Here is a 13,096-nt window from a genome sequence, read left to right as displayed (position 1 = left end):
CGATTATCACGACTGCCGTTTGGGCCGGGTCAGCACGTTTTTGCCAGTGCCATGCACATGCGGGCCCAACAATTCACGCAAACCGCCAAGTCCTTCTACATGATTGGCAATAACCCGGGTGACGATCAAAAGCGGTACAGCAACCAGAATGCCAACCACCCCCCACATCCATCCCCAAAACGCGACGGCAAGAACAATCGCGATTGAATTGATGCGAATTCGATTGCCGACAAGGGCAGGGGTGATGATCTGACCTTCAAGTACGGTACAGGCAAGATAGACCGCCGGGGCCATCAGGGCCTGACTGGTGGTTTGCATGGATACAAGGGCGACAATGCCCACAATGGCAATCCCGGTTAAGGCGCCAAGGATCGGCACATAATTCAGGACGGCAGCGGCAATCCCCCATAAAAACGGATTGGGCATGCCAAGGGCGGCCATCGAAATGCCAACCACAAGCCCCAGAACAATATTAATCGCGGATATGGTCGCAAGATAGCGCGAGACTTCGCGTTCGACATCATGGGCAATGCGAAGCCCCTTACGCCGGTCGCCAAAAGTCGGAAGGGCACGAACCATCTTTTCATAAACCAGATCACCGGCCGAAAGGATAAACAGCAACAAAACAAGCACCATCGCGATCCCCGCCAACATACCGGGCGCACCTTGGGCGGCCTGACTGATCAGATTGGGTTCGGTCACGACGACCTTTTGGATGTCTTCATTGCCATTGTTCTGATCGGTTGCCTCGCTTACCTTTTGCTGCGCATCGCGAAGTTTATCAAGCGGTTCGCTTAAATCGGCAAGCCGCAGACGCAGTTGCTGTTCGATTTGCGGGGCTTGATCAATCCACCCTGAAACCGGGCCGCTTAATCCGTAAATACCGGCAATCACCGATGCGCTTAGCGTGAGCACAATGGTAATCGCACTGATGCTGCGCGGAATGTGAAACCGCGAAAGCGTGCGTACGAGTGGGGAGAAAACAAGCGAGAGCAAAAACGCCATAATCACCGGCAGCAAAAGGCTTTTCGCCACATAAAGACAGCCAAGGGTCAAAACCCCGAAGGTTCCAATCACCGATATCGTGCGTGCCCGGCGATAGACCAGCGCACGTGATGTGGCCGTCGCACTGCGCGAACGTTCAAGCTCGGTTTCCGGGCTGTCTTCTGCGGGCACACCCGCCACGTCTGTGGCCTCTGGCGCGATAGGGTCGCTCATGCAAGTTGCTTTCGGTTTACGCTGCCGGGCAAGATTGCACGGCAAATGACATCCTGTCTTTAACGTGGCGGCTGCGGGGATGTTCCGCGGTGAACGCGCATGGAAATTACGCTGAACAATGCGGACACATTGCCAAAAACAGCAAGCGCCAAATGCCAAAAGCCAAAGGCGCACCATCTATATGATGATGCGCCTTGGCTGGTTGATCTAATGCTTGATCAAGCTGGTGTCAGGCAATCACGCGTAAAATGGTGATGCCATATCAAGGCTGGCGGCTTCGGTCACCGTGGCATCAAAGATGCGGGTATAGAAGGCCGCGTTAAGCGCCTTTGCCTCACCCGGGAAGTAATCAAGGGCAAAGCGCGTGGCATTTTCAATCGTGTCAAAGGCATAAAAACCGCCCGGTGTTCCGGTATGAAGGCCACTAAGCCAGGTTTTCGACAGCAAACCCGGTTGCTGTTTCAAGACCGGGTTAAAATCACGCCACGGACCATTATCAAATGGCAAAACATGAAGCTGGACCTCGGTATAAACATAGGCCCCCGGTTTTGCTTTCGGGGTCGCGCCGTAATGCACCGAATACATATCGATACTGGCTTCTTGTGTCGCAACCGCATCAAACACGCGGGTGGTCTGGGCAACGCCGAAATTGCGGGCTTCGGATGGGAAATACCCCGTCACGAACGCTTGCGCATTTTCAACCGTGTCAAAGGCATAAATACCCCCGGCCGAATTGTTGCCGACACCCGAAAGCCAGGTTTTGTTAAGGAACCCGGGCTGCTTTTTGATCGTGTCATTGATCGCCTGCCAGGGAACTTGGTCGAACGGGGCGGAAATTTGCAGTTCGGTATAGACAAAAGCTTTCTGTGACATGGGGGTGGTTCCTGTTTGTGATGCGGATGCGCGGTGCAAAATCGATGGTGCGACGAAAGCAGATCCGGCCAGTGCGATACCTGTGCTGACACGTTTCAAGAATGTCCGTCGGTCCGGATGGGTGACGGTGGCGGCGGGCAGGGTTTGGTTTTGGTTGGGATCGAATGTCATGTGCGTGGTCCAAGAAGTTAAAAATATAACGTACGTTATATAAATGAATGATCGACAATCCGTGTCCTGTCAATTAAAAATATAACGGTCGATATATTTTGAGGATCCCATGGTCAAAAACCAGACGCGCAAAGAAGAAACCCGCCGGAACATTCTTGATGCTGCAAGCCGCGGCTTTCGGGCAAACGGCTTTGCCGGTGTCGGGGTAGACGGGATTGCCAAGGCGGCAAATGCAACATCCGGCGCGTTCTATGCCCATTTCGGGTCAAAGGACGGTGCGTTTCGGGCTGCCCTTGATCTTGGCTTGGATGAAGTCATTGATGGCGTGCCGCGTTTTCAGCGTGATTACGGCGATGGCTGGACCGATGCCTTTATCGACTATTATCTGGGCCGGGCCCATCGCGATGATGTCGCGTGTGGCTGTGCCATGACCAGCCTGTCACCCGAAATTGCCCGCGCCGATGATGAAACGCGCGCTTTATATGATCGGAAAATGCAAACAATCGCATCCCTGATTGCCAAGGGGTTAAGCCAGTTCCCCAAGGATCAGCAACTTGCCAAGGCATGGGCATTTTTGGGGATATTGATTGGCGGGCTTACGATGGCACGCGCCATGCAGCACGATGACGCGGTCGATGGCGTATCAAACGCGATCAAAACCGCGGCGGCGGATTTGCTTAAAGCTTAACGGCGTTGTGGATCAGGGAATAGGGAATAGGGAATAGGGAATAGGGAATAGGCGATCAAACGTCGATTGCCGGTTCTTGTAACTGCAATTCGCGGGCAATGATCACGGCCTGTGTGCGGCTATGGACCGACAATTTGCGCAGGATCGCCGATACATGGGCCTTTACCGTTGCTTCGGTGACATCAAGCTCATAAGCAATCTGTTTGTTCAGCTTGCCTTCGGTCAGCATGTTCAAAACGCGAAGCTGTTGTGGGGTGAGCTGGCCGATTTTTTCCGCCAATCCGGTGGCAACATCATCGGCCGGACCATGTTCCATGGCTTCGCGCGCCCAGTCAGGCATCCACATGCCACCATCCAGAACGGTTTTAACCGCAAGCCCGATCTGATCGACGGGTGCTGATTTTGGCACAAACGCCGATGCGCCATATTCAATCGACCGGCGGACAACCGGCATTTCCTGACTGGCCGATACAATCGATACCGGAAGGTCGGGATAAGACGCACGCAGGGTAAATAACCCGGTAAAACCGTTCATGCCCGGCATATGCAGATCAAGCAGGACAAGGTCAATTTCGCCTTTATGGGCTTCAATCTGTTCGACGGCTTCGAACAGGCTTCCGGCCTCATAGACTGTCACGTTATCCAGTTCTGTAGATAATGCCTGCTTAAGCGCGCCACGAACAAGTGGATGGTCATCAGCGATCAGAATCTGGAACGTTTCGGACATTGGCGATTTCCCCCTGGAAGTTATGTTCCCTGACAGGTCGCAATTATTCTATCCCGATCAATCGGAACTCACAAATTTTTAAGGTGAGAAATGTTGGGATAATTTGTTTTATCTGGGATGCGACCCGAATTGCGTCCGACTGCACAGTGCTATATTTGTTTTGGAAACTGGCAGAAGGAGTGAGGGAAACCAAAGATCACTCTCGCCCCACGAAATGTGAAACTTCGGCCCCCCTCGCGCCACCGTTTGGGAGTATGCCCACTAAAATCGGCGGCGTAAACTCCGCATTTGAGGAAAAATGAAATTTATCCTATCAGTTAAATGAATGACCGAAATTCAGTTCTGACAAACGACACTGCGCTGCAATATTGGCGATTTTATACAATCCGTTCCAAAACCGCGCAGCCCAAGGGAAAAAGGACTTAGCAATGTCTGAACAGCCGAACGTGATTCACCGTAAAGACTATAAAGAACCTGACTTTTTTGTAGAAAAGGTCGAGTTGATTTTTGATCTTGAACGGGATGTCACAAACGTCAAATCACGGCTTTTTATGGCTGCGAATCCTAAATCCGGGACGGGAAAGGGCGACGAAGTTTTCCTTCATGGCGAAGACATGAAACTTCTTTCCGTGTCGTTGAACGATAGCCGTCTGGCATCAAGTGATTTTAGCGTTGATCAGGAAGGTTTGCGGTTTCGCGCACCGGGCGAAACATTCATCGCCGAAATCGAAACCCAGATATCACCCGCCAACAATACCCGGCTTGAAGGTCTGTATGTGTCGCAAAGCGCGTTCTGCACCCAGTGCGAAGCAGAAGGTTTCCGACGCATCACCTATTTCCAGGATCGCCCGGACGTTATGGCGACCTATCGCGTCACGATCAATGCCGATAAGGCAAGCTGCCCTGTCTTGCTGTCAAACGGCAACCTGATTGACAGTGGTGATCTTGATGGCGGCCGTCATTTTGCCGTGTGGGAAGATCCGTTCCCCAAACCGTCTTATCTGTTTGCACTGGTGGCAGGTGATCTTGCCGTTGTGCAAGACAGCTTTAAAACCATGTCGGGCCGCGATGTTGCGCTGCGTATTTTTGTCGAACATGGCAATGAAGACCGCTGCGATTACGCGATGGATAGCCTGATCCGGTCGATGAAATGGGATGAAGAGGTCTATGGTCTGGAATATGACCTTGATCTGTTTAACATCGTTGCCGTGTCGGACTTCAATATGGGCGCGATGGAAAACAAAAGCCTGAATGTGTTTAATGCCAAATTTGTGTTGGCCAGGCCCGATACCGCGACCGACACGGATTATGAGCGTATCGAATCCATTGTTGCGCATGAATATTTCCACAACTGGTCGGGCAACCGGGTGACCTGTCGCGACTGGTTCCAGCTGTCGCTGAAAGAAGGGCTGACCGTTTTCCGCGATCAGGAATTTTCCGCTGATCAGCGCTCCCGCCCGGTTCAGCGGATTAAAGATGTTGCTGCTTTGCGCGCGGCGCAATTCCCCGAAGATGGCGGGCCGCTGGCCCATCCGGTACGCCCGGACAGCTATATGGAAATCAACAATTTCTATACCGCCACGGTCTATGAAAAGGGTGCCGAGCTGATCCGGATGATGCATACGCTGCTCGGTCCGGATGGCTATCGCAAGGGGATTGATCTTTATTTCGATCGCCATGACGGGCAGGCCGTGACCTGTGATGACTTTGCCAAGGCCATGGAAGACGCCAATGACATGGATTTCACCCAGCTCAAACTTTGGTATGCACAAGCAGGCACGCCAAAACTGACCTGGCAGGGAACCTATGACGCCGATGCCAACCAGTTCCGTCTGACCGTGTCGCAGAAAACCGATCCGACACCGGGACAGCCCGATAAACATGCCCTTCATATGCCGATTTCAGTCGGGCTTTTGGGCGCGGATGGTTCTGATCTGGTCGCCAAAACGGTTGAGTTGACCAAAGATTCTCAGGAATTCGTCTTTGACGGTGTGTCGGAAAAACCGGTTGTGTCATTCAACCGTGGTTTTTCCGCCCCGGTGAACATCATGACCGACCAGCCTGATGACGAACTGCTGTTCCTGATGGGGAATGATGCGGACGCCTTTAACCGTTGGGAAGCCGGGCAGAAATATGCAACGCGCCTGATGCTGGCCGCCATTGCCACATGGGAAGAAAACAACGGTGATGCGGATATGGCCCTTGATGGCTTGGGCGAAAGTACCGATGCCTTCATCGCCGCCATGCGGGCAACGCTTTTGAACAATGATCTGGATAAAGCGTTCCGTGCCGATGCCCTTGTTCTGCCGGGTGAAGAATTCCTTTCTGAACAGCGTAAACCCGCCAACCCCGAAGCCATTCATCAGGTGCGCACCGCCTTGCGCAAGCGCATCGGGCTTGGCTTGGTCGATGATTTCGCCAATACCTATCATCAGAATGCCTCAAACGCGGCCTTTACCCCTGATGCGCTGTCGGCGGGCCAACGTGCTCTTCGCGCGACCGCCCTTGGCTATCTGGTGGCAACGGGAATGGGTGAATATGCCGACCTTGCAGCGGAGCAATATAAATCTTCGGATAACATGACCGATCAGATGGCGGCCTTGTCGGTGCTTAATCATCTTGATCATGCTGGTCGCGAAGAAGCCCTGGCTGATTTCGAAGAACGCTTTGCCAAGGACGGGGTTGTCTTTGATAAATGGTTTGCCCTGCAGGCGATGTCATCGCGTGATGATACCTTGGCACGGGTCAAAGATTTGATGAGCCATCCGGCCTTTACCATGCGCAACCCCAACAAGGTCCGATCCCTGATCGGGGCCTTTGCCATGGGCAACCCGCGTCATTTCCATGCCAGGGATGGATCTGGCTATGAATTCTATGCCGATCGTCTGATCGAACTTGATGACATCAACCCGCAGGTCGCCGCACGCCTCTGTGCGCCGCTTGGCAAATGGGCGAAATATGATAAGGGCCGTGCAAAAATGATGAAGGCAGAACTGGACCGTATTCTGGCCAAGCCCGAAATCTCGCGCGACTTGTATGAAATCGCCTCGAAATCTGCGGCAAGTTGATCCGGGAAAGTACTTTGCTCGGCTAAACGACTTAAACGACAAAGGGCGGCATCACATCGATGCCGCCCTTTGTGTACTCAGATTGTTGTGATCGGCTTGATCAGGTCAGTTTCATGCGTTCGCTAAATTCCCGCATGCGATTTGAAAGATTTCGCGCCATTTCCGAAAGCTGATGGCTGGCCGTGTTCAGGTCATGGGCATTCCGCCCGGTTCCCTGCGCACCGTCATTCACGAACCGGATCATTTGATCCATGGATCCGGCACCTTCGGCAATACGCTGAACATTTTCGGAAATCTCGCTGGTTGCCCGGCGCTGTTCATCCACCGACTGGGTGATGGTCGACTGAATGTCATTAACCTGATGAATAACGTCGCCGACCGTGCTGATCGAATGGGCGGCCTTCTGTACTTCTTGCTGAATGGCCGCGGTAAGGTCGCCAATCTGTCCCGTCGCACTTGCCGTTTGATCGGCAAGCGATTTGACTTCGTTGGCGACAACGGCAAAGCCTTTGCCAAGTGGCCCGGCCCGTTCGGCTTCAATTGTCGCGTTAAGGGACAGAAGCTTGGTGCGGTGGGCAATATCGTTGATCAGATCAATGATCGACCCGATCTCGGAGCTTGCCTTTTCAAGCGACCCTATATTGCGCTGACTTTCCTCGGCCTCCATTTGTGCCCGTCCGGTCACACTTGATGCCTCGGATGCCTGACGGTTGATCTCGGCAATCGAGGATGAAAGTTCTTCGACCGCGGTGGCAACGTTCTGGGTGTTTGACGCAGCTTCTCGCGAAACATCCAGCGCACTGCCAGAATGCTCGGCTGTACTTTCCGACTGTCCTGTCAATTCACTGGCAAGGCTCAGCAGACCTTCGGATTGCTCGGTGACTGATTGCGCCACACGGGCAACCTCGACCATCATTTCAGATACGGCAATGCGGCTTTCTTCGCGTTCAGTGACCGCATTCCATGCCAACATGGTGCCCAGTAAAACATTGTCCTTGTCGCGTACCGGGGCTGCCAGAATATCAAGGTAATCCCGGTCGGTCTGGATGACGTCGCTAAAGGGCAGGTTGGACGGATTGGCAAGCTTTGCCTGGAAATCCGCACCAAGTTTCAGGAAGTCCTCTGAAACCGAACCGACTGTTCCCCCGACATATTCCTGTGCACTGGCATTAAGGTAACTCAACTTGCCATCGGGCGAGATCAGTGCGGTCATGGTCGGGGTGTTTTCAACCATGTTTTGCAAGATCAAGGCCTGACGCACGGATTCACGAAGCGCGATCAGGGCCTTTTTCATTTCCCCGATTTCATCATTGCCAACCTTTGGCAAATTGACATTGGTGTCGCCTTGGGAAATCGATGTCATGGCACGGGCAAAACCCCGCAGGTTTCTAAACACCGTGCTGCGCAACAGAACCCAACCAGCAATCCAGACGGCAAGCAACACGCCAACCAGAATTTCAATTGAAAGGGTTCTCAAACTATCGGTCTGATCATAAAAATCCGAAATGTCACGGTCAAACCGTGCTTCGGCCCAAACACCACCCCGTCCATCGCTGATGGTGACGTCAACGGCAGCACGATGGGTTCCCGTGGCAGGTGTTTTGGGCGTGTCGGTTGTGGATGAGCCCGCATCGCCTTGGCCTTCGGCACTTTCATCGGGCTCAGAAACGGCAACGCCGCCTTCTTCGGCAGCACCATCTTCCAGGCTTTCAAAAAGAACAGCACCGGAATTATCAAGGATCTGGAAGTTGCCCCCCAAAACCTTGCCAATGCCTGCCAGGGTTGGCAGCGGATCGGTAATGATTTCAAGGAAGCCGACGGCACGGAACCCGCCAACGGGCAGGATCAGACTAAAGACCGGACGACCATCCGGGGTCGACCACATAAAGCTTGCCGGTTTGCGGGCTTCGCCCTTGTCGCGGCCCATCAAATAGGCCTTGATTTCCGGATCGTCTGTAATGCTTGAACCCAGATTGGCTTGGGATGTGGCAAGTTGATTGAATTCCTGATCATAGGCAACGGCCTCGATCAGGTTGAGATCCCCCTGAACCACTTCGCGTGCATTCGACAGAATGTCGAGTTCGGCCTTCATGCGTGTCTGGTCATTTTCCTGATAACTTTTAACCAGACTGCCAAGCCGCGACCATTCATTGGCAATCGGGGTGATTTTATCGCCATAGTCGGTCGCAACCCGCGATCCGACAAAGAAATTAACCGTTCCGCTGACGGAATTGTTCAGTGTTTCAACAGCAAAGTTCCGATAGGTGTCTCCCGTCCAAAGAAGCATCCATGTAACTGCACCTGAAACCAGTAACCCCGTTACAAGCAAAATCCGCCGTAACGTCAGAAGGCTGGCAGCGCCTTCCGAAATAGCCGTCTTTGCGGCTTTGTCTCCCGTCATATGTATCACTCCAGAGCAAACCGTTTTTTTGTTTATCAGTTGTCTCGGCGCTGCGCTCCCGCACACCTCTACTTCTCAAGAGTAGTTTCCTTGATCCAAACAGAGCTTAATTCGGAAAACAATCTTTTAGTTGCGGAATTCGTCCAAAACCTGCGGGAAATGCAGAAAATAATCGTGTGTCTTGCTCGTGCAGTTCTTGCTTAAGTAGCAAGGTTTGGGCGGGGTTGACGGGCAGTGGGTTGAAGTTAACTGAAAAAATTATGCGAATGTGTGTGATAATCGTTTGCAATTGAAATTTTGATGCTCTATGACTGTCCTTGTCAAACGCAGACGGCAACGTCGTTTGCGACCGGTCTTCAGGCTGACATGGCGTGCCTGTTGACCATTTATCTTCGGGACTCTCTCTCCCCGAAGGTCGATCTCTCTCACTCGAGGGGACTGGTATCCGGTTTATTGTGCGGGACAATGCCGGAAAACATACCAGTCCCCCTTTTTTTATCCCGATCCTCCCAATGACGATCCCACTAAACCCAAACTGCTTTATCTTGCCGTGATGCTGCTTTGTGTCCGGGCAGGTTCTTCTTCGGCGACAATTTTGCAGGCTGACACATGATACCGGGGCGATTATTGCTGCCGGTCGTCTTGACACATTGTTCCTGATTGAATGGCTTTAGCGTTTTATAAACGTGCTGGCGGTTACAAAATGACGATAGCAATGATGTCGTGAAGGATGGTCAAGTTCATGGTTGGCGAAGACCAAACCAATAAACCCGATCTAACAGCGTCTCCAGATCAGGCTTCTGAACCGGAAGCCCCGCAAAAGGACGCGCCGCTGCCTGCCTTTATATATGGGCGCGACGGGCATGATGGTTCGGGGCGAGGTGGCCCGAATTCACGGGATCGGCAAAACTTTAATGCACGGATAGCTGATATGGATCGTAAAACCCTTCTTGGCCTGGTAACGGGCGCAGGCATGCTTGGGCTGGTATTGTTCTTTGCCGGGATGTTGGTGGGAGCAGGCCTGTTTATGGATTCCAATGATGCGTCGCCAAGTGCATCACAGGAAAAGGCCCCGGTTGAAATGTTGGCAACCGCACCGGAAGAACCGGTTGCGATGACCGAACCGATGCCGCAAGCGGACGCGCCAAAACCTGAAATGGACATTAGCGACACTAGCTCCGACCCGGTCGGCGATCTGATTGCCCAGCGCAGTGCCGCTCTTGGCGATGATGCGGGCGAGGCGGCTGAAGATACTGCTGCGGAAACGGCTGATGAGCCCGCCGAAGGTGCCAGCGAAATGGCAGCAACGGATAGCAACACCGATAAACCGGCGATCTCTGCCCCAGAAATTCGCGATACTTCAAATGCAGCTGCAGCACCGGACGCACCGGCAGTCGACGAACCTGCCACGGCGGAGCCTTCTGAGGTGGCAGAAGCAACGGATGCTCCCGAAGCGGACGAGCCAAAGGCGGCTGAGGCGGCAAAAACCGAAACAGCAGCAAAAGCTGTCGAGGCACCCAAACCGTCGGCGGCTGAAACCATTACGGACAGCACGTCTTCGGCTGACACACCGTTTTCTGTTCAGGTTGGCGCCTTCAAGGTCCACGAAAATGCCAGCCAGCGGGCCGAAGAATTGCGCAAAAAAGGCCTTCAGGTTGCTGTCGTGATCCGCGGTCCTGAAGACGAAACAGCTTGGTATTATGTCCGCATCGGAAAATACGCCACCTCGGAACAGGCGCGTGATGGTGCCGCCAAGATCAAAAAAGACCACGCCCTTGATGGCTTTACCGTCCGGGCGGAGCCCAATGACCGCGAAGTGAACTGATTACAAGCTGTCTGCACTTTGCTGTGCAGATGAACGGCCTAAGAAAATGCTTTAAGACGGGGCGGTGCAGGGATGCGCCGCCCCGTTTTGCTTTACTGCGGTGCGGTTCGTGGTTGGCGGTGTAAGTCGAATTGTCGATTTTACCGTCATCGGGTTTGTTTTTGCGCCCGCTTTACGGCATTCTACTTGCCATCACTCGGCAAAGGCTTTAGGCGGTAGGCCCTATACGCAAATTACAGGCAGTCTCAGGATCCTGATGGCTGTCACGCAAGACAGGATGGCTGGCAAAACATGAGCACGCACGCGGATTTCCCCAATCTCCATATTCTTGATCACCCGCTGATTCAGCATAAGCTGAGCCACATGCGCAAAGTCGATACATCGACCAAAACCTTCCGCCAGTTGCTCAAGGAAATTGCGCTTTTGATGGGCTATGAGATCACCCGTGAACTCCCCGTCAGCTATGAAGACATTCAGACCCCGATCTGTGCGATGAAGGCACCGATGATTCAGGGCCGTAAACTTGCTGTTGTGCCAATCCTGCGTGCAGGTTCTGGCATGGCCGATGGCCTGATTGAATTGATGCCGTCCGCCCGTATCGGTCATATTGGTCTGTATCGGGATCCTGAAACTCATATGCCGGTTGAATATCTGGTGAAACTGCCGGAAGTCGAAGGCCGGACCTTCATTCTTGTTGATCCGATGCTGGCAACCGGGAATTCGGCGGTGGCTGCCATTGATACGCTCAATAAATATGGCGTTGCGGATAAGGATATCCGTTTCATGGCGCTGGTTGCTGCCCCGGAAGGTGTCAAAGTCTTCCAGGATGCCCACCCGGATGTTCCGATCTATACCGCGGGTCTCGATGAGAAGCTTAATGAAAAAGCTTACATCGTTCCGGGCTTGGGCGATGCCGGTGATCGACTGTTTGGCACGCGCTAAACAGCTCGTTACTGCGCAATCTGGTCATGAAAAAGGGTGCCATTTGGCACCCTTTTGTTTTTTGCGTTTTGACGGGATGATCGGGATCAGCCTTTTGGCGATACCGTCACATCGACAACGGATCCGGCGAACGAGCCGCCACTCAGCTTGATGGTGGCAACGCGATTTTCCCGGTCATAAACCATGACGGAAATATCGGCACGCACGACAGTCACCTTGCTCCAGCCAAAGTTTGGCATTTCGCGTTCGTAAAAATCATACATCTGCGCCTGTGAGCCACCGGAATTCAGCACAAGTCGTCCATGCCATGCATCGGACGCACCGAAGATAATGCTTCTATCCATATCGAGTGACGAATTGGATGGCATTGGAATATCGGTAAACTGTGTAAAGGCCGGAGCCGGCTGACCACCTTTGCCATCGCCATTAGGAGAACCTGTATTGCCCACCAGGTTCGTCCCCGAACACCCGGCAAGTGAAAGTCCCGCAATTGCAGCAGCACATATAAGATATTGTCGCAGTCTCATCATCTTCCTTCGGTCCCCTGATGCCCATTTTAATACGGGGGCATGGATATCTCGCCATATCATCGGGCGATAATGTAAAGGAAAGGTTCACATATTCGCTTTTGCACCATTTTGTTGCCCACGCCAAGTACCTATCAAGGGCAGATGAATAAAGAGTCTGGAAGATACATATATAATAAGTCCGCATCGATCATGCGGCATTGCACCAAGCCATCGGTCTGAGCCGACAGACTTGGCTCTGTCGGGGCGCTCCCTGATCTCAGATTATCCCATATTCGGGGGCAGGGGCCGAATCACTTGCACCTTATCGAGATTAATTACGTGTGATCTGGCTGGGCTGAATTCCCTAATCCCCTGTGATCCGCCCGGTTTTTCAACCAAGGGTCCGGCATGTCTAAAAGTCAGGGTGTTGTGGTTGGATGGGGCAAAATGGTTAGGTTATTGAAAATCAACGAATTTTGTAAAAAACGGGATTAAATGCACTTTTTTCGGAAAAAGGTATTTACAGGTTTGGATTAGGGCCCTATAACCCGCCTCCACCGACGGGGTGCGGCGCTGCGGAGCGGCGACGCGGACTTGAGGTAACGGAGCTACGGTTTCGGTAAAGTTCTTTGACATTGTTGATCAGTAGGAAGGGATGCGCGGGCAGCGTTATG

General features: G+C 52.9%; 9 protein-coding genes. 4 read left to right on the top strand and 5 right to left on the bottom strand.

Features of this window, described 5'->3' with window-relative positions; all coding sequences use genetic code 11:
- Window positions 1–6 precede the first annotated feature (6 nt).
- Window positions 7–1,218 carry an AI-2E family transporter gene (locus RIC05_RS00045; RefSeq protein WP_350047362.1) on the bottom strand — a complete coding sequence of 404 codons (1,212 nt, stop codon included), beginning with the start codon at window positions 1,216–1,218 and terminating at the stop codon, window positions 7–9.
- 237 nt (window positions 1,219–1,455) lie between these two features.
- Entirely contained in the window at window positions 1,456–2,262 is an 807-nt protein-coding gene (locus tag RIC05_RS00040; RefSeq protein ID WP_350047361.1) for a YdhR family protein, read from the bottom strand.
- Between the two features lie 109 nt (window positions 2,263–2,371).
- On the opposite strand from RIC05_RS00040, the gene RIC05_RS00035 reads away from it, so the two are divergent.
- Window positions 2,372–2,950 carry a TetR/AcrR family transcriptional regulator gene (locus RIC05_RS00035; RefSeq protein ID WP_350047360.1) on the top strand — a complete coding sequence of 193 codons (579 nt, stop codon included), beginning with the start codon at window positions 2,372–2,374 and terminating at the stop codon, window positions 2,948–2,950.
- A 55-nt stretch (window positions 2,951–3,005) separates the two neighbouring features.
- Here the strand turns inward: RIC05_RS00035 and RIC05_RS00030 are convergent, their stop codons facing one another.
- Window positions 3,006–3,677, bottom strand: coding sequence for a response regulator (locus tag RIC05_RS00030; RefSeq protein ID WP_350043519.1), 672 nt, complete (start codon window positions 3,675–3,677; stop codon window positions 3,006–3,008).
- A gap of 428 nt (window positions 3,678–4,105) precedes the next feature.
- Between RIC05_RS00030 and pepN the strand changes: the two genes are divergently transcribed.
- Window positions 4,106–6,745, top strand: a complete 2,640-nt coding sequence (gene pepN / locus RIC05_RS00025) for an aminopeptidase N (RefSeq protein WP_350047359.1) — start codon at window positions 4,106–4,108, stop codon at window positions 6,743–6,745.
- A 100-nt stretch (window positions 6,746–6,845) separates the two neighbouring features.
- Here the strand turns inward: pepN and RIC05_RS00020 are convergent, their stop codons facing one another.
- A complete protein-coding gene (locus RIC05_RS00020) occupies window positions 6,846–9,146 on the bottom strand; it encodes a methyl-accepting chemotaxis protein (protein ID WP_350047358.1) in 2,301 nt (766 codons plus the stop codon).
- Between the two features lie 742 nt (window positions 9,147–9,888).
- Here RIC05_RS00020 and RIC05_RS00015 point away from each other — a divergent pair.
- Both RIC05_RS00015 and upp read left to right on the top strand, forming a co-directional pair.
- Window positions 9,889–10,971 carry an SPOR domain-containing protein gene (locus tag RIC05_RS00015; protein WP_350047357.1) on the top strand — a complete coding sequence of 361 codons (1,083 nt, stop codon included), beginning with the start codon at window positions 9,889–9,891 and terminating at the stop codon, window positions 10,969–10,971.
- A gap of 291 nt (window positions 10,972–11,262) precedes the next feature.
- Window positions 11,263–11,913 (top strand): uracil phosphoribosyltransferase, encoded by a 651-nt coding sequence (upp, locus tag RIC05_RS00010; RefSeq protein ID WP_350043523.1) that lies wholly within the window; start codon window positions 11,263–11,265, stop codon window positions 11,911–11,913.
- A gap of 86 nt (window positions 11,914–11,999) precedes the next feature.
- Here upp and RIC05_RS00005 read toward each other — a convergent pair whose 3' ends face one another.
- Entirely contained in the window at window positions 12,000–12,443 is a 444-nt protein-coding gene (locus RIC05_RS00005) for a hypothetical protein (RefSeq protein ID WP_350047356.1), read from the bottom strand.
- Window positions 12,444–13,096: the final 653 nt, after the last annotated feature.

This window comes from Thalassospira sp., from assembly GCF_040218635.1.
GTDB lineage: Bacteria > Pseudomonadota > Alphaproteobacteria > Rhodospirillales > Thalassospiraceae > Thalassospira.
Note: the sequence above shows the minus strand (reverse complement) of the source record. Positions and strands in the feature narration are given on the sequence as shown.